This is a genomic window from Paraburkholderia sp. MM5482-R2, assembly GCF_050436125.1.
Classification (GTDB): domain Bacteria; phylum Pseudomonadota; class Gammaproteobacteria; order Burkholderiales; family Burkholderiaceae; genus Paraburkholderia; species Paraburkholderia tuberum.
In genome coordinates this window covers 2,525,947-2,549,067 of the sequence record NZ_JBNDLP010000002.1, presented here as the reverse complement: position 1 = coordinate 2,549,067, position 23,121 = coordinate 2,525,947, and the positions used below count along the sequence as shown (strand labels likewise).

Genomic DNA, 23,121 nt, shown 5'->3' with positions numbered 1-23,121 from the left:
GCGCGCACTCGTGGCGAGCTTGTGCCGTCCCTAGCGCGCGAGCCAGCCGCCATCCACCGCCAGTGTATGCCCATGCACGTAGTCCGACGCCGACGAGGCGAGAAAAACCACCGGCCCCGCGAGATCGTCGGGCACGCCCCAGCGGCCGGCCGGAATGCGGCCGAGTATCTCCTCGTTGCGCTGCGCGTCGTCGCGCAACGCCGCGGTGTTCGCGGTCGCCATATAGCCGGGCGCGATCGCGTTCACGTTGATGCGTCGCGCGGCCCATTCGTTCGCGAGCAGTCGCGTCAGACCGAGCACGCCGCTTTTCGATGCGGTGTACGACGCGACGCGGATGCCGCCCTGGAACGACAGCATCGACGCGACGTTGATGATCTTGCCGCCGCTTTGCTGGCGCACGAACTGACGCGCCGCGGCCTGCGACAGGAAGAACAGGCTCTTGAGATTCACGTCCATGACCGCGTCCCAGTCGTCTTCGCCAAACTCGAGCGCGTCTTCGCGACGGATGATGCCTGCGTTGTTGACGAGCACGTCGATGCGGCCGAACGCTTCGAGCGCGGCGCGCACGATGTCGTCGACCGAAACGGTTGACGCGAGATCGGCGCGCACGTCGGCGAAGCGGCGCCCGAGCGTCTCGACGCGCGCGGCGGTCGCGCCCGCGTCCGCGCGACTGACGCCGACGATGTCGCAGCCGGCCGCGGCGAGCGCGACGGCCATGCCGGCGCCGAGGCCGGTGTTGCTGCCGGTCACGATGGCGACTTTGCCGGTCAGATCGAAAGTGTTCACTGTGTTCGGACTCATGTTCGCTCAGCGCAGCTCGCGGACCGCGAGATGGTCCATGTCGCCGAACACCTGGTTCTCGCCGACCATGCCCCAGATGAATGTGTACGCGCGCGTGCCGACGCCCGAATGGATCGACCAGCTCGGCGAGATCACCGCCTGCTCGTTGCGCACGACGATATGCCGGGTTTCGTGCGGCTCGCCCATCATGTGGAAGACGGCGGCGTCGTCGGCGACGTCGAAGTAGAAATACACTTCCATGCGGCGCTCGTGCGTGTGGCAGGGCATCGTGTTCCACAGGCTGCCCGGTTCGAGCTTCGTCATGCCCATCGACAGCTGGCAGGTCGGCAGCACGTCGGGCACGATGAACTTGTAGATGGTGCGGCGGTTGCTCGTGGCCGGATCGCCGAGGGTTTCGGGCGAGGCCTGGTCGAGCGAGATCGTGCGGGTCGGATAGGTGGTGTGCGCGGGCGCGCAGTTCAGATAGAACTTCGCCGGCCGGGTGGCGTCGGCGCTGCCGAACCCGACCGCTTGCGCGCCCTTGCCGATATAGATCGCCTCTTCGCGGCGCACCGTGTAGCGCGTGCCGTCGACGTCGACCCAGCCGTCGCCGCCGATGTTGATCGCGCCGAGTTCACGCCGCTCGAGCAGATAGTCGACGCCGATCGCCTTGCCGAGCGAGCCCGGCACTTCGACCGCGCGCTCGACCGGCCACACGCCACCGACGATGATCCGGTCGATATGGCTATACGTGAGCTTCAACGCATCGCGCTCGAAGATCTGCTCCACCAGAAACTCGCGACGCAGCCCGGTGGTGTCGAGCGTCTTCGCGTATTCGCTGTTGATGGCCTGTCTCACGTCCATTGATCGTTCTCCTGTCGGTATGCGGGGCGCGGCGCCGCCATGTGCCCGAGACTGTAACGCAGAATCGCAATTTCGGAACACCGGTCCGAAAATATTGTGACGGTGATCGCGGCTGGCAACGCATAGCGCGAACGACCGGGTAAACGATAGTCAGGTTTAAGAAATAAAACGGAACGGCGTTCCTTTCATGATGCTATATTGCGCCGGACAGGGAGAGCCCGGCGTAGAGCGGGACACCAACGCGGGTCATTGGCCCGTCAACGGGACGTCACCGTCCATGGAGGAGGCATGAAGATCAAGAAGGCCATCGACCGCATTCCTGGCGGTCTGATGCTGGTGCCGCTGCTGCTCGGCGCCTGTGTGCATACGTTCGCGCCGGGCGCGGGCAAATACTTCGGCTCGTTCACCAACGGCCTGATTACCGGCACGGTGCCGATCCTCGCGGTATGGTTCTTCTGCATGGGCGCGACGATCGACCTGCGCGCGACCGGCACCGTGCTGCGCAAGTCGGGCACGCTGCTCGTCACCAAGATGCTGGTCGCGTGGATCGTCACGCTGATCGCGGCGCGCTTCATTCCGATCGATGGCATCAAGACCGGGCTCTTCGCGGGACTGTCGATGCTCGCGATCACCACCTCGATGGACATGACCAACGGCGGGCTGTACGCGGCCGTGATGCAACAGTACGGCACGAGGGAAGAGGCGGGCGCGTTCGTGCTGATGTCGGTCGAATCGGGGCCGCTGATCAGCATGATCATTCTGGGTGCGACGGGGGTCGCGTTCTTCGAGCCGCGCCTGTTCGTCGGCGCGGTGCTGCCGTTCCTGATCGGGTTTGCGCTCGGCAACTTCGATAGCGAGCTGCGCGAGCTGTTCGGCCGCTGCGTGCATCCGCTGATTCCGTTTTTCGGCTTTGCGCTCGGCAACGGCATCGATCTGAACGTGATCGTCACGAGCGGCCTGCCGGGCATCGTGCTGGGGCTCGGCGTGATCGTCGTGACTGGCGTGCCGCTGATTCTCGCCGATCGCTGGATTGCCGGCGGCAATGGCGCGGCGGGGCTGGCGGCGTCGTCGACGGCAGGGGCCGCAGTCGCGAATCCGGCGATCATCGCCGACATGATTCCGAGCTTCAAACCGCTGGTGCCGGCCGCGACCGCGATGGTCGCCACCGCTTGCCTCGTGACCGCGATTCTGGTGCCGATCCTCACGGCGCTGTGGGTGCGCCGGCATCATGCGCGCGACGCGCTGCGCGAGGAGTTCGGCACCGCGACGCAGGCGGCGCCGCTCAACGAGCAGCGCGATGCGCCCGTTTGAATGAGTCGGTAGCAGGAAGCCGGCGCGCCGCTCAGCGCGCCAGCTTCGCTTCGAGCATCGCTTTCACCGCCGGCCATTCGTCGTCGATGATGCTAAAGCGCACCGAGTTGCGCTTGCGCCCATCGGGCATGATCCGCTCGTGCCGCACGATGCCTTCCTGTTGCGCGCCGATGCGCAGGATCGCCGCGCGCGATTTGTCGTTGAGCTCGTCGGTCGTGAACTGCACGCGCATGCAGCGCATCACGTCGAAAGCGTGGCACAGCAGCAGATACTTCGCCTCGGTGTTCACGACCGAGCGCTGCGCCGAGGCGGCGAGCCACGTATGGCCGATTTCGAGCTTGCGGTTCGCGCGATCGATCTTCCAGAACCGCGTACTGCCGACGATCCGGCCAGCACGGTCATTCTCGTCATCCTCGTCGCGCCGCACGATCACGAACGGCATCACCTTGCCGGCCGCACGGCCAGCGAGCGCGGTGGCGATATAGGCGTCGATCGTCGCCGGGCCCGGCACGACGGTCAGCTTCATGTCCCACAGTTGCCCGTCGGCGGCGGCGTCGACGAGGGCCTGCGCGTGCTCCTCGCGCAGCGGCCGCAGCTCGACGAACGAGCCGCTCAGCGTGGGCTGCATCGATTCGGCGGAAATATCGTTCATGGCAATAAAAAAGGTCCGCGAGCGGAAGACTCGTGGACCTGGCAGATCGGTTGAGCCACGCTCGGGAACGATGCGAGCGGCAAAACCGCGGCGCCGTTCCCGAAGCGCGTGATTGGCGTGATTAAACCCGTGGTTAAACCGACATCACCGTGACCGCCTTGGTCACGAGGTAGGCTTCCATCGCCTCCGGGCCGCCTTCCGAGCCGTAGCCGGAATCCTTGACGCCGCCGAACGGCATTTCCGGCGTCGGCGTGGCAGGCTGGTTGATCCACAGCATGCCGACTTCCATGCGCTGCGACAGCAGATGCACGTTGGCGAACGACTTCGTGTACGCGTAGCCGGCGAGGCCGAACGGCAGGCGGTTCGCTTCGGCGATCGCTTCTTCGAGCTTGTCGAAGCCGCGAATCGCGGCGACCGGGCCGAACGGCTCGTTGTTGAACACGTCGGCGTCGAGCGGCACGTCGGTCAGCACGGTGGCCGCGAAGAAGTTGCCTTCGGTACCGACGCGCTCGCCGCCCGTCGCGACCTTCGCGCCGGTCTTGCGGGCGTCGTCCACGACCTTGGCCATCGCCGTCAGACGGCGCGCGTTGGCGAGCGGCCCGAGCGTCGTGCCTTCGGCGAGACCGTCGCCGAGCTTCAGGCTTTCAGCGTGCTTGACGAGCGCCGCGGCGAACTCTTCGCGGATGCTGTTGTGCACGAGAAAACGCGTCGGCGAGATGCAGACCTGGCCCGCGTTGCGGAACTTCGCGGCGCCGGCCGCCTTGACGGCGAGCGCGACGTCGGCGTCTTGCGCGACGATCACCGGCGCGTGGCCGCCGAGCTCCATCGTCGCGCGCTTCATGTGCGAGCCGGCCAGCGCCGCGAGCTGCTTGCCGACCGGCGTCGAGCCCGTGAACGTAACCTTGCGGATCACCGGATGCGGGATCAGGTAGCTCGAGATTTCAGCCGGATCGCCGAACACGAGGCCGACCGTGCCGGCCGGCACGCCGGCCTCGACGAAGGCTTGCAGCAGCGCCGCCGGCGACGCCGGGGTTTCTTCCGGCGCCTTGACGAGGAACGAGCAGCCGCAGGCGAGCGCCGCCGACAGCTTGCGCACGACCTGGTTGACCGGGAAGTTCCACGGCGTGAACGCCGCGACCGGGCCGATCGGCTCCTTCAGCACCTGCGACTGCGCGGCAAGGTTGCGCGACGGCACGATGCGGCCATACACGCGGCGGCCTTCGTCCGCGAACCATTCGATGATGTCCGCGGCCGCCAGCACTTCGCCGCGCGCCTCGGCAAACGGCTTGCCCTGTTCCTGCGTCATCAGGCGGCCGATGTCCGCGGCGCGCTCACGCACGAGGGCGGCGGCACGGCGCATGACGGTTGCGCGCTCGTTGGCCGGCACCTTGCGCCAGGCTTCGAAGCCGCGCTGCGCGGCTTCGAGCGCGCGGTCCAGATCGGCGATGCCGGCATGCGCGACCTTGCCGATGGCCTGGCCGGTCGCGGGGTTGATCACGTCGAGGGTCTTGCCGCTGGCGGCGTCGCACCATTCGCCGTTGATTAGAAGACGGGTATCGGTATAGCTCGAGATGGCCATGCTGGGTTCCTGTGAGTGGGAAGACAACTGGCCGCGCGGACGTGCGGCACGAGGCGACATTCCTGCGCGGCCATGAATGAATTGCGGATACCATTTATCTTATCTGATTGCGGGCAATCGCACCGGCGCGGCCCGCAGGCGCCCGGTCGCGGCATGCGGCTTGCTGAGGCTTGGCACCGGAGCGATTTTGCGGGTCGTGCCGGGGCGCCGCGTCAGCGCCGCACGAAACGCTTGCAGGACGCAGCGCTTCATCCATTCAACCGCTACTACAGCGCATCACGAGGACATCGCCATGCCAACCGGAACAGTGAAATGGTTCAACGACGCAAAGGGCTTCGGCTTCATCACTCCCGATGACGGCGGCGAAGATCTGTTCGCCCATTTTTCGGAGATTCGATCCGAAGGTTTCAAGTCGTTGCAGGAAAACCAGAAAGTCAGCTTCGAAATCAAGCAGGGGCCGAAAGGCAAACAGGCTGCCGACATCAAGCCCGTGTGACGTCCGCCGGGCGGCTCATCCGCATGCGAGGCAACCATGGATAAGGACGCCGCCTACGCGGAGATCGAGCGCAATGGCGGCGCCGCCTATGCGAAAACCTTCGCCGCGCGCTATCCCGACGAAGCGCTGACGCCGTTCTGTCATCGCTATCTGTTCGAGCAGACGCAGCGCGACGACGCGGCGCATGAGGCGGCCGCCGCCACGCGCGACGACGAGCGCGGTTTCGCGCTGAGGTCGCTCGCGCGCATGGAGGCGTCGTCGCATATCGCGCAGGCGGCGGCGAGCGCGTCGCGCGACGCTGCGGCCGCCGCCCACACGTCGGCGCGCGCGGCGCGGCGCTCGGCCTTCTGGACCATGATCGCCGCGCTCGCGTCGGCGCTCGGCGTAGTGGTAAACGCGGCCCTCAATCTCGGCTGGCTCGAATGGGCGAGGCATCTCGCGCGATGAGCGACGCGTCGGGCCGAGCGTTCGCGCCCGGGAAGGTGGCGTGAATCGGCGGCGCCGGCGGGGCTCGCCCGCACGCCACGCGAGAACCTATCCATTTACCACGCCGATACGACATCGATGCGACACGATTGCACGAGCGCGTCGATTACACAAATCGCCCCATCGGAGCATGCCGCGCGCGGTCTGAACGCAGTATTATTCTTCAGGTTTCCTTCAGCTTTGCTCCGTACTATTTGCGCCACTGCCCGTGGCCTTTCCGGACCGCGGCCACCGCTACGTGCAGGTCGAGCACAGGCTTTCTCGACCTGCATTCGGGCAATGGAACAGAATAGATTCCCGACTGAAAACCGAAAGCGCCTATAAAGGCTTGCTGGAGCATCCATGAAAACTCTGTTCTTGCAGGCGCCGTCGTACGACGGCTTCGATGGTGGCGCGGGTTCGCGCTATCAGGCCAAGCGTGAAGTTCGCTCGTTCTGGTATCCGACGTGGCTCGCCCAACCCGCGGCACTGGTTCCCGACAGCCGCGTGCTCGACGCCACGGCAGACGGCCTGTCCGTCGACGCCGCCCTCGACATCGCCTCGCAATACGAGCTGGTGGTGATCCACACCAGCACGCCATCCTTCCCGACCGACGCGTTGTTCGCCCAGGACCTCAGGAAGCGCAAGCCGTCGCTGCTGATCGGCATGGTCGGGGCGAAGGTCGCGGTCGATCCGCACAATTCGCTGACCGCGACCGAGGCCATCGACTTCGTGTGTCGCGAGGAATTCGATTTCACCTGCAAGGAAATCGCCGAAGGCAAGCCGTTCGCGCAGATCCTGGGCTTGAGCTATCGCACCCCCGACGGCTCGATCGAGCACAACGAAGCGCGCCCGATCCTCGAGAACATGGACGAGCTGCCGTTCGTCGCGCCGATCTACAAGCGCGATCTGACCATCAAGAATTACTTCAACGGCTACCTGAAGCATCCGTACGTGTCGCTCTACACCGGCCGCGGCTGCCGCTCGAAGTGCACGTTCTGCCTGTGGCCGCAAACGGTCGGCGGCCATCGCTATCGGGTGCGTTCGGTCGAGAACGTGCTCGAGGAAGTCAAGTGGATTCGCGACAACATGCCCGAAGTCAAGGAGATCATGTTCGACGACGACACGTTCACCGACTTCAAGCCGCGCGCCGAAGAAATCGCGCGAGGCATGGGCAAGCTGGGCGTCACATGGTCGTGCAACGCGAAGGCGAACGTGCCTTACTCGACGCTGAAGATCATGAGGGAAAACGGCTTGCGCCTGCTGCTGGTCGGCTACGAATCCGGCGACGACCAGATCCTGCTGAACGTCAAGAAGGGCTTGCGTACCGACATCGCGCGGCGCTTCGCCCAGGACTGCCGCACGCTGGGCATCAAGGTGCACGGCACCTTCATTCTCGGCTTGCCGGGCGAGACGCCGGAAACGATCCAGAAGACCATCGAGTACGCGAAAGAGATCAATCCGCTGACGATCCAGGTGTCGCTCGCCGCACCGTACCCGGGCACTACGCTCTATAACCAGGCGGTCGAGAACGGCTGGCTCGCGGAGAACAAGGTGATCAATCTCGTCAGCAAGGAAGGCGTGCAGCTGGCGGCGATCGGCTACCCGCATCTGTCGCGAGACGAGATGTACCATCAGCTCGAAAACTTCTATAAACGCTTTTATTTCCGGCCGTCGAAGATCTGGGAGATCCTGCGCGAAATGCTGACGAGCTGGGACATGATGAAACGGCGCCTGCGCGAAGGCGTCGAATTTTTCCGCTTCCTGCGCGCGCACGAGGCGTGAGCGCCGCACACCTCGCCGCCGTCACGCTCGCGTACGCGTGCGCGGCGGCGACCGTTGTCGGCATCGGCTACACCGTGCTCGCGAGCGCGCTGATCGGGCGCTTCTTCGCGAGGGATGTAGCCGAACCCTCCAGCTTTCCACCCATTACGGTGATCAAACCGTTGCATGGCAACGAGTGGGCGTTGCTCGACAATCTGTCGAGCTTCTGCGCGCAAAATTATCCCGGGCCCGTGCAATTCCTGTTCGGCGTGCATGACTGCGCCGACCCCGCGCTGCAAACCGTCAACGAACTGCGGCGTCTTCATCCTGAGGCGGACGTCACGGTCGTCGCCGATGCGCGTCTGTACGGCCCGAACCGCAAGATCAGCAATATCCTCAACATGGTGCCGCAGGCGCGCCACGACGTGCTCGTGTTCGCCGACAGCGACGTGTGCGTCGGCCCGGACTATCTGCGCAACGTGATCGGCGAATTGCAGCAGCCGGGCGTCGGGCTCGTCACCTGCGCATATCGCGGCCAGCCCGATCCGGGTTTCTGGCCGCGGCTGTCGGCGATCGCAACCAACTACCAGTTCCTGCCGGGCGTCGTCACCGGACTCGCGCTCGGGCTCGCGCGGCCGTGCTTCGGCCAGACCATCGCGATGCGGCGCGACACCTACGAGCGGATCGGCGGCTTCAAGCCGTTCGTGCAGCATCTGGCCGAGGACTACGAGATCGGCGCGGCGGTGCGCGCGGCGGGCGAGCAGGTCACGATTCCGCCGTTCGCAATCGCGCATGCGTGTGTCGAAGCGAGCGCCGCACAACTCGTGACGCACGAACTGCGCTGGAGCCGCACGATTCGCCGCATCGATCCGCTCGGACACTTCGGCACGGCGCTCGTGCATCCGTTGCCGTTCGCGCTGCTCGCGCTCGCGTGCTCGGGCGGCGCGCCGTGGGCGTGGCTGCTTGCGGCAGTGACGGTGGTGGCGCGTCTCGCGTTGAAGTGGCGCGCGGATCGGGCGTTGCGTCAACGCTGCCGCGATCTGTGGCTTCTGCCGTTATGGGATATCGTATCGTTTGCGATTTTCGTCGCGAGCTTCCGCTCGTCGCGGGTGATCTGGCGGGGCTTCAGCTTCAAGGTCGACGGCGATGGGCTGCTGTCGGCGGCGCAGGACGAATGACGAACGAACGGCAGATTGGGCTGGCAATGAACGAAGAAGCTTCGAACGGGCGAAATGGGAGCGCCCTGGAGACGCACGGCAGCGCCCCGGCGACACGCGGCGTGCGGCGCATCACGTATACCGAGGTCGTGTGCGAGGTGCCCGCATGATGAAGCATCTGGGCCGCGCGGCTGCGCTCGCGGGTTTGCTGATCTCTTTGTGGCTCGTCTGGCGCGAAGATCCGCGCGCGGTGCTCAGCGCGTTGCGCGCGGCTGGCGCGGGCCTCGTGGTGGCCGCGCTCGCGCATGTGCTGCCAATGATCGCCAACGCGTGCGACTGGCGCTCGCTGATTCGCGGCGCGAACCGCCCCAGCTTCGGCAGGATGCTGCATCTGGTGTGGGTGCGCGAATCGGTCAACTGCATGCTGCCGGTCGCGCGGATCGGCGGCGAACTCGTGTCGTTCCGTATGTTCAAGCGCTGGGGCGTCAGGCCGTCGACAGCGGTGGCCAGCACCATCGTCGACATGCAACTGACCGTGATCAGCCAGCTGATGTTCACGATGGTCGGGATTGGTTTTCTGTTCGCCAATGCGCAATCGGGCGCGCTGCGGCTCGCCGGGCAGCTCGCGTGGGGCGTGGTCGCGTTGACGCCGGTGCTGTTGCTGTTCGGGCTCGTCCAGCATGCCAATCCGTTCGAGCGCATCACGCGCGTGGCGAACCGCGTGACGAGCGGCAAGCTAACCGCGCTGGTCGGCCAGTCCGCGCAGATCGATCAGTCGATCAAGGTGATCTGGCGCCGCCGCGCGGTCGTGCTGCGCTATCTGTTCTTCTGGCAGCCGCTGCAATGCGTGCTCACCTCGCTCGAAATCTGGCTCGCGCTGTATTTCCTCGGCGCGCGCGTGACGCTCGTCGAGGCGATCGTGATCGAATCGCTGATCCAGGCGGTCAGCAGCGCCGCGTTCTTCGTGCCGGGCGGTCTCGGCGTGCAGGAGGGCGCTTTCATACTGATTGGCGGCGCACTGGGGCTCGACCCCGCCACCTGTCTCGCGCTCGCGGCCGCGCGGCGAATTCGCGATCTGCTGATATTCGTGCCGGGCCTGATCGCGTGGCAGCTGTTCGAGGCGTCCGGCAGCGCGCGGCCGCATGCCGCACCGCACGGCGTGCGCGCCGAACTGGCCAAGCAGCGTTCGGGCGTCGCTGACGCGAACCGGGGCGGCGAGCGGCGCTGAGCGATTGGTGCGCGCCTTCAGCGCGTCGCGCGATAGGCCGGAAACGACACCCGCACCGCAAGCCCCTGGTCCCCGATCCCGGCGCCTAGCTGCAGACTCGCGCCGAAATGCTCGGCGATCCGCGCAACGATCGACAAACCGAGCCCGCTGCCGGTCGCCTGATTGCCGGTCGCGCGGAAAAAGCGGTTCGTGAGCCGCGCGAGATCGTCCGGCGCGACGCCGGGGCCGTCGTCGCGCACGATCAGCTGCACCTGCTCGTCGGCATGGCGCACCGCCACTTCGACAGTGCCGCCCGAGCGTCCGTACTTGATCGCGTTATCGAGCAGATTGTCGAGCAGGATGCCGATCAGCACGGGCTCCGCGTCGATCTCGGCGAGCATGTCGCCGACCAGCATCACATTGATGTGCTTCTGTTGCGCATTGCGCCTGTTCGCGAGCAGCGTATCTTTCGCGATCGCCGCCGGCCTCAGCGGCTCGGTGGGCAGCTTCTCCTGCACGTCGAGCCGCGCGAGCAGCAGCAGTTGCTCGGCGAGCCGCGCGCTGCGATCGACGCCTTGCACGACGCGCTCCATCGCGAGCCGCTGCAGCGCGATGTCGGGCTCGGCGAGCGCGACCTGCGCCTGTACCTTGATCGCGGCGAGCGGCGTCTTCAGTTCGTGCGCGGCATCGGCGGTGAAGGCGCGCTCTAGCTCGCGCGCATGGTGCAGACGCGCGAGCATCTGGTTGATCGCGTCGACGAGCGGGCGCACCTCGAGCGGCGTGCGGCCGATGCCGACCGGGTCCATGCGGTTGATGTCGCGCGAACGGATCGCGGCCGACAACACCTTCAGCGGCGCGAGACTCCAGCCGATGCTGAGCCACACGAGCACCGCGAGCACTGGCAGCGCGATCAGCGTGGGCCGCGCGATGCGGCTCGCGACACCGCTCACCAGGTCGCTGCGGGTGTTGGCCAGTTCGAACACGCGCACGCTGTGACCGAGCGCCGTTTCGCGCAACGTGAACGAGTGATAGAGCTGGCCGCCCAACGTGACGTCCTGCGCGCCGCTCGCGGGCGGCAACGGCAAATCCCACGCGGCGAGCGCATGCAGTTGCGGGCTGCCCGCCAGAATGGCGCCGTTGGCCGCGCGCACCTGGAAGAGGGCGTCGCGCGGCAGCGTGTCGTCGTCGTCGAGATCGCTCGCGCCGGGCTCACCGCCTCTCTCTTCTTCGCGCACGTCGATGCGCGCATTGGCGAGCGTCATCAGATTCGTCGAATCGAGCAGCGCGAGCATCTGCGCGAGTTCGGCGAGACGCGCTCGTTCCCACTCGGCGACTTCGTGGATGGCTTGCCGGTAGCTCGACACGAGCGCGCCGCCCCATACGATCGCGATGCTCGCGAGCACGAGCAGCACGAGGCGCCGCCGAATCGACGGACCGATCATTCTTTCTCCATCACATAGCCGATGTTGCGCACGGTCTTGATCAGGCTTGCGCCGAGCTTCTTGCGCAGGTTCGACACGTGCACCTCGATCGCATTGCTTTCGATTTCTTCCTGCCAGCCGTACAGGCTTTCTTCGAGCCGCGAGCGCGACTGAGGAATGCCGAGATTGGTCAGCAGTTGCAGCAGGATCGCCCATTCGCGCGACGTGAGCGGCACGCGCGCCTCGTCGATCTGCACCGTTTGGGCGGCCGGATTCACTGTCAGATTCTGGTAACGAATCAGATCGATACTGCGACCTTGTGCGCGACGCAACAGCGCGCGGCACCGCGCCACCAGCTCGGTGAGATCGAACGGCTTGCCGAGATAGTCGTCGGCGCCCGCTTCGAGTCCGCCGACGCGATCGACGACCGTGCCTTTTGCGGTCAACACCAGCACCGGCACGTCATTGCCGGCGTCGCGCACGCGTTTGAGCAGCTCCGTGCCGCTCACGCGCGGCAGGCCAAGGTCGAGTACTACCAAGGCATATTGAGTCGTGTCGAGCGCGAGGCCGGCCTTGTGGCCGTCGCGTGCCCAGTCGACTGTGAAGCCGGCCTGACGAAGGCCTGCCTCGACACCGCAGCCGATGAGTTCGTCGTCTTCTACGAGGAGTAAGCGCATGAGGCAAATATTCCATTGTGGGGCTTTGCATAACGTCGAGCATTTTGAAGCAAGCGGCATTGATGCACATCGACGAACCATCTGCCGCGTTCCGAAGTGTAACCACGCCGTTCGTTAGCCGCTTCATGCCATGCGCGTGGTTAAGGTTTCCTTCAGCTTGAATCGATACCATCGACGCGCTATAAATGGTCGTCGCAGATCGTAATGCATGTGCGAGACCACGTTGTCGTCAGACCATCGCAACCTGATCGTAAGGACTTCGATGGAGCGACGCGCGAGGCATTCTTTATGCTGGTCGATGGCGTCAATGGACGATCTCGACGAGTCCCGCCATTGCCAGCATCCGGTCAGGCCGCAAGGCCGCGCACGAGGCACGTTATGAAGCGAGTCACCATCGACATGCTACGAGCCCATCTGCTAGTGGCGTCTCTGACGGCCGCGGGCACCGAAGCGCTGCTGTGCATGGCGTTGCCGGTATTGCCCGTCTCTGACGCTTTTTTCGCTTCGGCATCGTTCAGGCTGTTCGCGCTCGCGCTGATCATCGGCGGCGTGGTGATCGCGCGCGAATTTGCCGAGGTCGCCTTCGAAGTCGCGGTGCGGCGCGACTGCGCGACTCGCGCTGCTCGCGGCGCATGGCCCGCCGTGATCGCAGCGAATTGTCCGCGCCGGTGGCTCGTCGTGCTTCATCTGCGACTAACGGGGCAACCTTTCGTGCTGGCCGAGCACTGACGGACACGGACGGCACACAATGGCGGCGCACGCGTTGATTGCATGTCAATGGCTTCTGTTAGCCGCCTGCGTTAGCGCTTCGATCTACACGGCAGCCGCCGCGCTCGCCATGCCGTTTTTCACCGCCCGACATAAATCGAACCATCATGGGGGCAGGGCCGTCAATCGCGCGCTCAGCCGTTCGCTGACGGATTCGCTCGATTGCCCAACCGGGCGGTTCGCGCAGGTCGGTGTCAGCGTGCTGAAGCCGCTGTGCGGCGCCGAGCCGCGTCTCTACGAAAATCTGCGAACCTTCTGCGAGCAGCGACATCAGCATTTTCAGCTGGTGTTGGGTGTGTCGTCCCCGCAAGATCCCGCCATCGCGGTGGTGCGCCGATTGCAGGCCGCCTATCCGAAGTGCGACATCGAGCTTGCAATCGACACACGCGTACACGGCAGCAATCTGAAAGTCAGCAACCTGATCAACATGGCGGCACGCGCGCGCCACGACGTGATCGTGATCGCCGACAGCGACATCGCGGTCGACCCGGACTATCTCGACAGCGTCGCCGCGCCGCTCGCGGACCCGAACGTCGGCGTGGTCACGTGCCTGTACGTCGCGCGCGGCGTCGGCGGCTTCTGGCCGCGTGTCGGTGCGCTGTTCATCAACGAGTGGTTCGCGCCCTCGGTGCGGGTCGCCCATGCAATGGGCTCGCGCCGCTTCGGCTTCGGCGCGACGCTCGCGTTGCGGCGCGCGACGTTGGAGCGCATCGGCGGCTTCGAAGCGCTGAAAAACTGCCTCGCCGACGACTACTGGCTCGCCGAGCACGTGCGCGCGCTCGGTCTGCAAACGGTGCTGTCGCGCGTGATGGTCGCGACCGACGTGATCGAGCCGACCTTCGCGGCGCTGTGGCAGCGCGAAACGCGCTGGCTGCGCACGATCCGCTCGGTCAATCCGCCGGGCTTCGTGTCGCTGCTGATCACGTTCCCCACGCCGTGGCTGTTGACGAGCGCGGGGCAGACCGTGTCGCTCGCGACGTGTGCTCACGCGCCTTTCGCGGCGGTGGTCGCGAGCGCGTCGGCCACCGCGGTCTGCGTTGGCGCGCGCCTGCTGCTGCACCTGCGCGCGGCACGCCGCGCGCGCACGTTCTGGCGCGATCTGCCGCTGGTGCCGTTGCGCGATACGCTGCTCGCGCTCCAGTGGCTCGTCAGCGCGTTCGGTTCGCACGTCGTGTGGCGCGGCGAGCGCATGCAGCTCGGCACGCCGTCGGCCGAGCGCAGCGGCCGGCTGGACAGCCTCACGTGATGGACAGCGCAAAACCCACCCAGCCGCGCGGACTGATCACCACCGCCGACGATTTCGGTCTGCATCAGCGCGTCAATATCGCGGTCGAGCGTGCGCATCGCAACGGTGTGCTGCGCGCCGCGAGTCTGATGGTCGGCGCGCCGGCCGCCAAAGACGCGGTCGCGCGCGCGCGTATGCTGCCGGAACTGCGCGTGGGCCTGCATCTGGTGCTGGCCGACGGCGCCGCGCTGGCGCCGCGCGAGCAGGTCGCCGCGCTGCTCGACGAGAATGGCCGCTTCGGCAGCAACATGGTGCGTGACGGTGTGCGCTTCTTTTTTCTGCCGCACGTGCGCCGGCAGCTCGCGCACGAAATTCGCGCGCAATTCGAAGCCTTCGCCGCGATCGGCCTTACGCTCGACCACGTGAACACACACAAGCATTTTCATCTGCATCCGACCGTGCTCGGCCTGATCCTCGACATCGGCCGCGACTACGGCATGAAGGCGATGCGTTTGCCGTTCGAAGCGAACGCGCCGCTGTGGCTGCGGCCGTGGATCGCGCACGTGAAGACGCGGCTCGAGCGCGCGGGGATCGCGCACAACGACTACGTGGTCGGCATCGCGGCGAGCGGGCGCATGGATGAGGCGAGCTGGCTCGCCGCGCTCGCGAATCTGCCGCAGGGTGTCGGCGAAATCTACTGTCATCCGGCGCTGGCCGGCGACGCGCTGAGCGACGGCATGCACGACTACCGGCATGCCGACGAGTTGCAGGCGCTGCTGTCGCCACGGGTGGCCGCCGCGATCCGCGCGCTTGGGGGGCGGCTCGGCGGGTTCGCGGATGTGCTTGCGTAGCGCCATGCTTCGCGAAACGCGGAAAACTTTGGCCACGCTCACACCGGCTGCTTTTTCATCAACAGCTTCAGCAACGCCGGCAGCAGCAACAGCACGAGCGGCAACTGCACGATCAGTCCCGAAATGATCGCGATCGCGAGCGGTTGCTGCATCGCCGAGCCTTGCCCCAGCGCGAACGCGAGCGGCAACAGCGCGAGGATCGCGGCGATCGTCGTCATCGCGATCGGCCGCAGACGGTTGCGGCCGGCGGCCTGCAACGCGTCGTCGAAGGGCATCTCGTCGTCGCGCACCAGCGCCTGCAATTCCGACACATAGAAGATCGCGACTTCCGTGACGATGCCGATGATCATCGTCATGCCCATCATCGCGGAGATGTTCAACTCGATGCCGGTGATCCACAGGCCGATGAACACCGCGCCGGCCGCGAGCAGCGGCATCGCCAGCACCGCGAGCGCGACGCGCAGGCGCTCGTACAGGAACAGCAGGAGGCCGAACACGAGTGCGATCGCGGCGCCGAACACGGTCAACAGACCCTTGAAGGCGATCTGCTGTTGCTGGTACAGACCGCCGAGCTCGTAATAGACGCCCGAGGGCAGCAGGTTCGCATCGCCGAGCGCCTTCTGCACGTCGGCGATCGTCGAGCCGAGATCGCGCCCGTCGATGCGCGCGGTGACCGCGACCATCCGCTTCAGATTCGAGCGGCTGATCTCGGGCTGACCGGTGACGCTCACGCGATCGGCGACGCGCTTCAGCGCGAACAGATGTCCGTCCGGCGCGCGTATCTGTAGCTGACCCAGTTGCGTATCAGTCATCTGGCGCGCGCCGTTCACGCGCACGCGCACACCGACCGTTTTCGGGCCGCTCTGGAACTGCGTTGCGACATTGCCTTCGAGCATGTCGGTGACGGCCTGCGCGATCGCTTGCGGGTCCATGCCTTCGGCCGCGGCAGCGGCGGGCAGGATGTGCAGCTCGATCGCGTCGCCGGCGGGATTGATGCCGTCGTTCACGTCGACGATGCCCTGAATCCGGCCGATGCGCGCGGCGACCTTGCGCGCGGTCGTGTCGAGCGTGCGCGGGTCGTCGGAGAAGATCTTGATCTGCACCGGCTGCGGCACCGCGGTCAGATCGCCGATCAGGTCTTCCATCAGCTGCGCGAGCTCGATGCTGACGCCCGGCACCTGCATGTCGATCTGCGAGCGGATTTCTTCCATCACGGCGTCGATCGGCTCGCGTTTGCCGGACTTCAGCCGCACGAAGAAGTCGCCCTTGTTCGGCTCGTTCAGATCGCCGCCGAGGCCCGCGCCGGTGCGGCGCGAATAGGTCGCGACGTTCGGGTTCGCGCGCACGATCTGCTCGATCTGCTTCATCAGCCGGTCCGTTTCGGTGATCGAGGTGCCCGGCTGCGTGTGATAGTCGAGCACGAAGCCGCCTTCGTCCATGCTCGGCATGAAGCCGCTGCCGACCCGCGTGAACGCGAACGCCGCGATGACGATCAACGGCACGACGCCGAGCAGCACGAGCGGCGGCCTCGCGATCACGCGCCCGACCGTCACCGCATAGCGCCGGTTCAGCCACGCGGCGAAACGTGTTTCCTGGTGCTCCTCGGCGTCTTTGGGCTTCAGCCAGTGGTCGCACAGGATCGGCACCGCGAGCCATGTGACGAGGAACGAAATGAACAGCGCGCTCGCCATCGTCAGCGACAGCGACTTGAAAAAGGCCCCCGTCACGCCCGACAGAAACGCGAGCGGCACGAAGATGATCAGCGTCGCCGCCGACGAACCCGCGAGCGGCCGCGTGAATTCGAGCGCCGCGGCCATCACGCGGCCGTGGAACGCGCGCGCGCCGGCTTCGCGCATGCGCCGCACGATGTGCTCGATCATCACGATCGCGTCGTCGATGACGAGGCCGACCGCGGCCGCCATACCGCCCAGCGTCATGATGTTGAAGCCCATGCCGAACACGTCGAGCAGCAGGATCGTCGCGGCCATCACGACCGGCACCAGCGCGACCGCGATCGCGGTGATCTTCCAGTTGCGCAGGAAGAAGAACAGCGTCAACGCCGCGAGCACGATGCCGATCATGATCGCGTCGCGCACGCTGGTGGCAGACGCGATCACGAGTTCGCTCTGGTCGTACCAGTTCGACAGATGCACGCCCGCGGGCATCTGCGGCTCGAATGCCGCGATCTTCGCGCGGATCGCGCGCGCCATCGCGACACTGTTGGCGCCGGGCTGCTGGTACACGTTCAGTAGCACCGCATCCTGACCATCGGCGGTGACGCGCATCCATTGCGGCACCACGCCCCGGCTCACCGCCGCGACGTCGCCAAGACGGATCTGCGCGCCGTTCGCATTGCCGTTGGCGGACACGACGACGTTGCGCAATTCGTCGAGCTGCGTGATCGTCGAGTTCGTGACGACGAGGTACAGCTTGTCGTGATCCTCGATGCGGCCGTTCGCCATCAGCACGTTGCTCGCGCCGATCGCCTTCGATACATCGGCGAGCGACAGCTTGTACGCGGCGAGGCGGGCGGGATCGACCGCGACTTCGAACTCGTCCTGCGCGCCGCCGGTCACCTCGACGCGCGCGACGCCTTCCACCGACGACAGCAGCGGCCGCATCTGGAACTGCGCGAGATCGTGCAGCGCCGATAGCGACTGCCGCGTCGACGTGAGGCTGTACGCGAGCACCGGAAACACGGTCGGGTCCATGCGCCGCACATGCATCGTCGTGCCGGGCGGCAGCGTCGCGAGAATTTCGCTGATCGCCGATTGCGCCTGCAAGGTCGCCTGCGCCATGTCGGTGCCCCAGTCGAAGTTCAGCGAGATCTCCGCGGCGCCGCGGCTCGTCCTCGATTCGACGTCGCGCACGTTTGGCACACGGCGCAGCGCTTCCTCGACCGGCATCGTGACGAGCGTCGTCATCTGCTCGGCGGGGCGGTCGCCCGCGTCGAGCGACACGACCGCGCGCGGAAACGCGACGTTCGGAAACAGCGAGATCGGCAGACGGAATGCGCTCAGCGCGCCGGCTATCGCGAGCAAGGCGATGACGAACAGCAGCGAGCGGCGATGCGTCTGCATCCATTGACCGAAGTTCATCGCGCGCCATCCCCGCCGGCGCGTACCGCCATGCCGTCTTTCAGCTCGTAGTTGCCGCTGCTCACGACGCCGAGCATGGGGTCGAGCGGCCCGTCGACGCCGTAGCGCTCGCCGTTTTCGACCGCGATGCTCACCGCGACGCGGCGCGCCTTGTTTTGCGGCGTGATCTGGAACACGTACGCGTGTTGGCCATCCTGCAGCACGGCCGCGCGCGGCACGATCCAGTGCGTGCCGGTCCGCGTCGCGATGTCGCCAGAAACGCGCGTGCCGGGGATGAACGGCGTCTGCGCGAGCGGTACCGTCACGCCGATGTTGACCAGTTGCGATTGCGGATCGATCGCGGCTCCGACGAGCACCACGCGGCCTTCGATCGACGTCTGTGCGAGTGCCGTGGACAGGCCGTGCAGCGTGACGATGTCGCCGGGATGGATCGAGGCGGCGTCGGTGGGCTCGACGCCGAGCGTCACGTTTGCGCGCGCGTCGCGGCTCGCGCCACTCGCGAGTTGCAGAATCGCCGCGCCCGCTTGCACCTGGTCGCCTTGTGCCGCCGATAGCTGCAGCACCACGCCGTCGAACGGCGCGGTTACGACCTTGTTGCCGCTCGTGATGCCGGTCTGATTCTGCGCGGCGAGCGCTTCGCGCGCATCGTCGACGGCCTTGCTCGCGCTGGCGAGCTGCGATTGCGTCGCGAGCCCCTTGTCGTACAGCGACCGGGTACGCACGAATTCGCCTTGCGCGAGCGTCAGCGCGCTTCTCGCCTGGGTGGCGGCAAGCACCGCGGCAGGATCGGCCTGCACGACGAAGAGCGGTGTGCCGCGTTTGACGGTCTCGCCCGCCTGCACGCGCATCTGCACGATACGCGACAGGTAGGGCAGGTTGATCGTCGTCAGGTTCGACGCGGTGGCCGCGACGATCCCGAAGCCGCGCACCGGCTGCGCGATTGCGGCGCGCTGCACGCGCACGGTCTGTACCGCGACCGACGGTTGAGCTTCGCTGGCGGCGTTGTCGTCCGCACGAACCGGATGGACCGATGCATACAGCAGGATCGCGCAAACGAGCGGCGCGGCGACGGCCGCAACGCGCGGCCACGGATGCCGCGACGAGAAGAGGCTATTTCGCATGAGTGTCGATGAAAGTCTGAGCGGAAGAGAAAGCATCGGGAATCGCGCTGCCGAGCAGCGCCTGCAAGCCGACGCGTTGTTCGTCGAGCGCTTCGCGCAGCGTCGCGACGTCGATGCGTTTCGCGAGCGCGGCGCTTTGCGCATCGGTGTATGCGCCGAGCACGAGGTTGTGTTCGGCGTAGGCCGCCGCGGCTTCGCGCGCGGCGCGCTCGACGCCGGGCAGCGCGGCTTCGGTCTGCTGCAATTGGCGCGCGAGAATCGCGCTGTCTTCGCGTAGCCGGGCGACGTCCGCATACGCCTGGTTCAGGCGGGTCTGGTACTCGTCGCGAAGCCGCTGGCGGGTCGCTTTTTCGATCGCGACATTGCCCTGGTTGCGGTTGAAGATCGGCAGACTCAGGTTGACCTGAAAGCCGCTCGTGTAGATGTTCGACGTGTCGCGCGCCCGCACGAAGCCGACCGACAGACTCGGGAACTGGCTCAGAATCGCCGCGCGATATTTCTGCTCCTGCGCTTCGTAGCCTGCCTGCAGCGCGATCAGGTCGGGGCGGCGGCGGGCGAGCTCGGCGAGCGCTGAGTCGAGTGTGGCGTCGGGGAGCGGCGCGACGACATCGTCGCTGCCCGATCGCAATTGCAATTGCACGTCGGGCGCGAGGCCCAGCAACGCATTCAGATCGTGATGGGTTTGCGCGGCCGCGCGCTCGGCATCGGTGTATTGCTTGCGTGCGTCGCCGTAGGCGAGCAGCGCGGCGGTGAGCGTATCGTCGGTCAGATTGCCAGCGGCGCGCGCCGCGGCCATGCGCTCGTAGCGCGTGCGCGCGAGCTCGCGCTGCTGTTGCAACAGCGGCAGCGTGCGCTGCTGGAAGCAGCGCTTCACGAACAGCTGCCGCGCTTGCGCGACGACCTGCCATTCCTGCCACAGCAGGCCGAGATCGGTCTTCGCGAGCGTCGCGTCGGCGGACTGTTTATTCGCGCTGCGCAGCACGATCGCCATCACGTCGATGCTGAGGCCATAATTGAACGCGCGCGTGGTGCCGGCCGCGCCCGGATAATCGCTCGACACGCTCAGTTGCGGGTCGGGCAGCAGACCCGCCGAATATGCCTGCGCGCCGGCAATGCCGAGATCGTCGCGGGCCAGTTTCAGACCGGGGTTGTTGGCGACCGCGAGCATCGCGACTTCATCGATGTCGAGCCCGTCGGCGGGATCGAAACGATGCGCGGCCAGTCCGGGCAGCGGCATGCTGGCGGGATCGATGCGGATCCGTTCGAGCGATCGCGCGGACGTCGAGGTGTCCTGCGGCGCGAGCGGCTCGCGGTGATAGGTCGCACAGCCGCTCATCAGCAGCACGCACAACGGCATCAGTGCGCGCCGACGCAGCGCCGCCACGGGATGGAAATCGGGCAAAATCCGGCTCCTGCGAATCATCGGAAGGGGCGAGCGACTCGCGAACGAGGCCTCGCAGAGAGGGCTGATTTTCCGCAGCGCGCGCTTAAGACAGCCTTAACGTCGAATCGCGCGACCCGGCCGTGCGAAATCGACGCGTCGTCCGTACCCCCGTAAGGGTTCGTTAAGCTGCGACGGCCGATAATGCGGCGGCCAAAACCGCACCAAGGAGAGGAGAGGCCATGCGCCTGCTACTGGTCGAAGACGACGACATGATCGCGGAATCGGTGCTGGGCGCGATGCGCCGCGCCGGCTACGCGATCGACTGGGCCGAGGACGGCCGCGCGGCGGAACTGTCGCTCGATAACGGCGTGTACGACCTCGTGCTGCTCGACCTCGGCCTGCCGAAAAAAGACGGCATCGACGTGCTGAACGCGTATCGCCGCAACGGCGGCGCGGCGCCCGTGATCATCCTGACCGCGCGCGACGCGGTCGACGAGCGCATCCGCGGTCTCGACGCCGGCGCCGACGACTACCTGATCAAGCCGTTCGATCTCGACGAACTGGCCGCGCGCATTCGCGCGCTGCTGCGCCGGCGCACCGGCCAGAAGCAGCCGGTCTACAGTCACGGCGAACTGATGCTCGACCCCGCCGCGCATGAAGTGACCAAGGACGGCATGCCGCTGCCGCTGGTACCGCGCGAATTCGCGTTGCTGCAGGCGCTGATCGAGGAGCCGACCCGCGTGTTCACGAAGGCCGAGCTCGAAGAAAAGCTGTACGGCTGGGGCGAGGAAGTCGGCAGCAATACGATCGAAGTGCATGTGCACAGTCTGCGGCGCAAGATCGGCGCGGACCAGGTCGTGACCGTGCGCGGGGTCGGCTACCGCCTGAAGAGGTGCGGATGACGTCGATTCGCCGCTGGCTGCTCGGCTGGCTGATCTTCGGCATGGCGGCGGCGTCGATGATCGCGGCTTTCGCGATCTTCCATACCGCGCGGCGCGAGGCGAGCGAGCTGTTCGACTACGAACTGCGCACCGTCGCGCTGTCGCTGCCGTCGGCGCTGAGCGGCGCGGGCAGCCGCGAGCGGCGGGAACCCGACCTCGGCGATCTCGCCGACGACCGCATCGTCATCGAAATCTGGGACCGCGGCGGTACGCTCGTCTATCGCTCCGCGCGGGCCCCGGTGTTCGAGCGTCTGCCGCCGGGCTTTCACACAGTGCCGCGCGGCGAATACCACTGGCGCATCTTCGGCGTCGCGCAGACAGACCGCTACGTGCAGGTCGCGCAACCGGTCTCGGTGCGCGAAGAACTCGCGTTGCAGCTCGCGCTGCACACGCTGTGGCCGCTCGGCGTGCTGCTGCCGGTGACGATCGCGCTGGTGCTGCTGGTGGTCGCGCGCGGGCTCGCGCCGATCGGCGGGCTGTCGCGCGCGCTCGCGACGCGTTCGATCGATTCGCTCGAACCGCTGCGGCTCGACGGCAACCTGCCGGTCGAAATCCGGCCGCTCGTCGAAGCGCTGAACGATCTGCTGCAACGGTTGCATACGGCGTCGCAGGCGCAGCGCACGTTCATCGCCGATGCCGCGCACGAGCTGCGCTCGCCGCTCGCGGCGCTGAAGCTGCAACTGCAGGCGGCGTCGCGCGATGGATCGCTGAGAGGCGAGGGGCAGACGCTCGAGCGCGTCGAACATCGGGTGAACCGGATCATCCACCTTGTGCAGCAACTGCTGACGCTCGCGCGCGAAGACGCGCAGCCGGTTACGTCGACGGTGCCGGTCAGCCTGCGCCGCATCGGCGAGCAGGCGGTCAGCGACTGTTCCGTGCTCGCGGAGTTGCGCGAGATCGATCTCGGCCTCGAATGCGAACACGCACGCACGCCGAACGACGCCTATACGGTGCTCGCGGAGCCGCACAGTATCAGCGTGTTGTTAGGGAACCTGATCAATAACGCAATCCGTCATACGCCGGCGGGCGGCCGTGTCGACGTGGTGCTGCGACGCACGGGCGAGCGCGTGGGCTTCGAGGTCGTCGACAGCGGCTCGGGAATTCCCGAGGCGGAACTCGAACGCGTGTTCGACCCTTTCTATCGCGGCGAGGAGTCGAAGGGCGAGGGCAGCGGGCTCGGTCTCGCGATCGTCGCGCGGATCGCCGAGCGGCATCAGCTCGGCCTGTCGCTGAGCAACAATGTCGGGGCGCCCGGTTTGCGGGTGTCGGTCACGGGGCTGCGCGCGCCCGCCGCCCACGCGCCCGTCACGGCCGCGAATTGACGATCGTCACTGCGGTTCGGGGTTGTCACAAGCACGTG

20 protein-coding genes are annotated in these 23,121 nt (G+C 66.5%); 11 read left to right on the top strand and 9 right to left on the bottom strand.

The window, feature by feature from the left end; genetic code table 11:
- Positions 1-30: 30 nt before the first annotated feature.
- The gene (kduD, locus tag OKW37_RS14610) at positions 31-801 is read right to left on the bottom strand and encodes a 2-dehydro-3-deoxy-D-gluconate 5-dehydrogenase KduD (RefSeq protein ID WP_184067733.1); all 771 of its coding nucleotides are present in this window, start codon (positions 799-801) and stop codon (positions 31-33) included.
- 6 nt (positions 802-807) lie between these two features.
- Positions 808-1,644: a 5-dehydro-4-deoxy-D-glucuronate isomerase gene (gene kduI, locus OKW37_RS14605; RefSeq protein ID WP_429405686.1), complete on the bottom strand. Its 837-nt coding sequence runs from the start codon at positions 1,642-1,644 to the stop codon at positions 808-810.
- A 288-nt stretch (positions 1,645-1,932) separates the two neighbouring features.
- Between kduI and kdgT the strand changes: the two genes are divergently transcribed.
- Positions 1,933-2,955, top strand: a complete 1,023-nt coding sequence (gene kdgT, locus OKW37_RS14600; protein ID WP_429405689.1) for a 2-keto-3-deoxygluconate transporter — start codon at positions 1,933-1,935, stop codon at positions 2,953-2,955.
- 31 nt (positions 2,956-2,986) lie between these two features.
- Here kdgT and OKW37_RS14595 read toward each other — a convergent pair whose 3' ends face one another.
- Together OKW37_RS14595 and OKW37_RS14590 are read right to left on the bottom strand one after the other, a co-directional pair.
- A complete protein-coding gene (locus tag OKW37_RS14595; RefSeq protein WP_429405691.1) occupies positions 2,987-3,607 on the bottom strand; it encodes a GNAT family N-acetyltransferase in 621 nt (206 codons plus the stop codon).
- A gap of 133 nt (positions 3,608-3,740) precedes the next feature.
- Positions 3,741-5,186, bottom strand: a complete 1,446-nt coding sequence (locus OKW37_RS14590; RefSeq protein WP_090805237.1) for an NAD-dependent succinate-semialdehyde dehydrogenase — start codon at positions 5,184-5,186, stop codon at positions 3,741-3,743.
- A 292-nt stretch (positions 5,187-5,478) separates the two neighbouring features.
- On the opposite strand from OKW37_RS14590, the gene OKW37_RS14585 reads away from it, so the two are divergent.
- From OKW37_RS14585 to OKW37_RS14565, 5 genes are all read left to right on the top strand, one after another.
- Entirely contained in the window at positions 5,479-5,682 is a 204-nt protein-coding gene (locus tag OKW37_RS14585) for a cold-shock protein (protein WP_007181784.1), read from the top strand.
- Positions 5,683-5,718: 36 nt separating this feature from the next.
- On the top strand, positions 5,719-6,129 hold the full coding sequence (locus OKW37_RS14580) for a hypothetical protein (protein WP_429405693.1): 411 nt from the start codon (positions 5,719-5,721) through the stop codon (positions 6,127-6,129).
- Positions 6,130-6,510: 381 nt separating this feature from the next.
- Positions 6,511-7,932 (top strand): hopanoid biosynthesis associated radical SAM protein HpnJ, encoded by a 1,422-nt coding sequence (hpnJ, locus tag OKW37_RS14575; RefSeq protein ID WP_184043334.1) that lies wholly within the window; start codon positions 6,511-6,513, stop codon positions 7,930-7,932.
- Entirely contained in the window at positions 7,929-9,089 is a 1,161-nt protein-coding gene (gene hpnI, locus OKW37_RS14570; protein WP_429405696.1) for a bacteriohopanetetrol glucosamine biosynthesis glycosyltransferase HpnI, read from the top strand. Before hpnJ ends, hpnI (OKW37_RS14570) begins: the two co-directional genes overlap by 4 nt.
- 145 nt (positions 9,090-9,234) lie before the next feature.
- The gene (locus tag OKW37_RS14565; protein WP_184067713.1) at positions 9,235-10,296 is read left to right on the top strand and encodes a lysylphosphatidylglycerol synthase domain-containing protein; all 1,062 of its coding nucleotides are present in this window, start codon (positions 9,235-9,237) and stop codon (positions 10,294-10,296) included.
- 17 nt (positions 10,297-10,313) lie between these two features.
- Here OKW37_RS14565 and OKW37_RS14560 read toward each other — a convergent pair whose 3' ends face one another.
- Both OKW37_RS14560 and OKW37_RS14555 read right to left on the bottom strand, forming a co-directional pair.
- Positions 10,314-11,717, bottom strand: a complete 1,404-nt coding sequence (locus OKW37_RS14560; RefSeq protein ID WP_429405698.1) for an ATP-binding protein — start codon at positions 11,715-11,717, stop codon at positions 10,314-10,316.
- Positions 11,714-12,373, bottom strand: a complete 660-nt coding sequence (locus OKW37_RS14555) for a response regulator (protein ID WP_090805227.1) — start codon at positions 12,371-12,373, stop codon at positions 11,714-11,716. The genes OKW37_RS14560 and OKW37_RS14555 overlap by 4 nt, the downstream gene beginning before the upstream one ends.
- 378 nt (positions 12,374-12,751) lie before the next feature.
- On the opposite strand from OKW37_RS14555, the gene OKW37_RS14550 reads away from it, so the two are divergent.
- The 3 genes from OKW37_RS14550 to hpnK are packed head-to-tail and all read left to right on the top strand — an operon-like array spanning position 12,752 to position 15,217.
- Entirely contained in the window at positions 12,752-13,102 is a 351-nt protein-coding gene (locus tag OKW37_RS14550) for a hypothetical protein (protein ID WP_184043340.1), read from the top strand.
- Between the two features lie 19 nt (positions 13,103-13,121).
- The gene (hpnI, locus tag OKW37_RS14545; protein ID WP_429405700.1) at positions 13,122-14,387 is read left to right on the top strand and encodes a bacteriohopanetetrol glucosamine biosynthesis glycosyltransferase HpnI; all 1,266 of its coding nucleotides are present in this window, start codon (positions 13,122-13,124) and stop codon (positions 14,385-14,387) included.
- Complete coding sequence (gene hpnK / locus OKW37_RS14540; protein WP_429405702.1) at positions 14,387-15,217, top strand: hopanoid biosynthesis-associated protein HpnK; 831 nt, start codon at positions 14,387-14,389, stop codon at positions 15,215-15,217. The genes hpnI (OKW37_RS14545) and hpnK overlap by 1 nt, the downstream gene beginning before the upstream one ends.
- A gap of 38 nt (positions 15,218-15,255) precedes the next feature.
- Here hpnK and OKW37_RS14535 read toward each other — a convergent pair whose 3' ends face one another.
- The 3 genes from OKW37_RS14535 to OKW37_RS14525 are packed head-to-tail and all read right to left on the bottom strand — an operon-like array spanning position 15,256 to position 20,838.
- Positions 15,256-18,315 carry an efflux RND transporter permease subunit gene (locus tag OKW37_RS14535; RefSeq protein ID WP_429408399.1) on the bottom strand — a complete coding sequence of 1,020 codons (3,060 nt, stop codon included), beginning with the start codon at positions 18,313-18,315 and terminating at the stop codon, positions 15,256-15,258.
- Positions 18,312-19,436, bottom strand: a complete 1,125-nt coding sequence (locus tag OKW37_RS14530; protein WP_429509856.1) for an efflux RND transporter periplasmic adaptor subunit — start codon at positions 19,434-19,436, stop codon at positions 18,312-18,314. The genes OKW37_RS14535 and OKW37_RS14530 overlap by 4 nt, the downstream gene beginning before the upstream one ends.
- Positions 19,426-20,838, bottom strand: a complete 1,413-nt coding sequence (locus tag OKW37_RS14525) for a TolC family protein (protein WP_184067697.1) — start codon at positions 20,836-20,838, stop codon at positions 19,426-19,428. Before OKW37_RS14525 ends, OKW37_RS14530 begins: the two co-directional genes overlap by 11 nt.
- Positions 20,839-21,059: 221 nt before the next feature.
- On the opposite strand from OKW37_RS14525, the gene OKW37_RS14520 reads away from it, so the two are divergent.
- Positions 21,060-21,722: a response regulator gene (locus tag OKW37_RS14520; protein WP_429405705.1), complete on the top strand. Its 663-nt coding sequence runs from the start codon at positions 21,060-21,062 to the stop codon at positions 21,720-21,722.
- Positions 21,719-23,083: an ATP-binding protein gene (locus tag OKW37_RS14515; protein WP_429509854.1), complete on the top strand. Its 1,365-nt coding sequence runs from the start codon at positions 21,719-21,721 to the stop codon at positions 23,081-23,083. The genes OKW37_RS14520 and OKW37_RS14515 overlap by 4 nt, the downstream gene beginning before the upstream one ends.
- Positions 23,084-23,121: the final 38 nt, after the last annotated feature.

Coding starts and splice junctions, on each gene's coding strand:
- kduD (WP_184067733.1), bottom strand. CDS start 801: ATGAGTCCGAACACAGTGAACACTTTCGATCTGACCGGCAAAGTCGCC.
- kduI (WP_429405686.1), bottom strand. CDS start 1,644: ATGGACGTGAGACAGGCCATCAACAGCGAATACGCGAAGACGCTCGAC.
- kdgT (WP_429405689.1), top strand. CDS start 1,933: ATGAAGATCAAGAAGGCCATCGACCGCATTCCTGGCGGTCTGATGCTG.
- OKW37_RS14595 (WP_429405691.1), bottom strand. CDS start 3,607: ATGAACGATATTTCCGCCGAATCGATGCAGCCCACGCTGAGCGGCTCG.
- OKW37_RS14590 (WP_090805237.1), bottom strand. CDS start 5,186: ATGGCCATCTCGAGCTATACCGATACCCGTCTTCTAATCAACGGCGAA.
- OKW37_RS14585 (WP_007181784.1), top strand. CDS start 5,479: ATGCCAACCGGAACAGTGAAATGGTTCAACGACGCAAAGGGCTTCGGC.
- OKW37_RS14580 (WP_429405693.1), top strand. CDS start 5,719: ATGGATAAGGACGCCGCCTACGCGGAGATCGAGCGCAATGGCGGCGCC.
- hpnJ (WP_184043334.1), top strand. CDS start 6,511: ATGAAAACTCTGTTCTTGCAGGCGCCGTCGTACGACGGCTTCGATGGT.
- OKW37_RS14565 (WP_184067713.1), top strand. CDS start 9,235: ATGATGAAGCATCTGGGCCGCGCGGCTGCGCTCGCGGGTTTGCTGATC.
- OKW37_RS14560 (WP_429405698.1), bottom strand. CDS start 11,717: ATGATCGGTCCGTCGATTCGGCGGCGCCTCGTGCTGCTCGTGCTCGCG.
- OKW37_RS14555 (WP_090805227.1), bottom strand. CDS start 12,373: ATGCGCTTACTCCTCGTAGAAGACGACGAACTCATCGGCTGCGGTGTC.
- OKW37_RS14550 (WP_184043340.1), top strand. CDS start 12,752: ATGAAGCGAGTCACCATCGACATGCTACGAGCCCATCTGCTAGTGGCG.
- hpnI (WP_429405700.1), top strand. CDS start 13,122: ATGGCGGCGCACGCGTTGATTGCATGTCAATGGCTTCTGTTAGCCGCC.
- hpnK (WP_429405702.1), top strand. CDS start 14,387: ATGGACAGCGCAAAACCCACCCAGCCGCGCGGACTGATCACCACCGCC.
- OKW37_RS14535 (WP_429408399.1), bottom strand. CDS start 18,315: ATGAACTTCGGTCAATGGATGCAGACGCATCGCCGCTCGCTGCTGTTC.
- OKW37_RS14530 (WP_429509856.1), bottom strand. CDS start 19,436: ATGCGAAATAGCCTCTTCTCGTCGCGGCATCCGTGGCCGCGCGTTGCG.
- OKW37_RS14520 (WP_429405705.1), top strand. CDS start 21,060: ATGCGCCTGCTACTGGTCGAAGACGACGACATGATCGCGGAATCGGTG.
- OKW37_RS14515 (WP_429509854.1), top strand. CDS start 21,719: ATGACGTCGATTCGCCGCTGGCTGCTCGGCTGGCTGATCTTCGGCATG.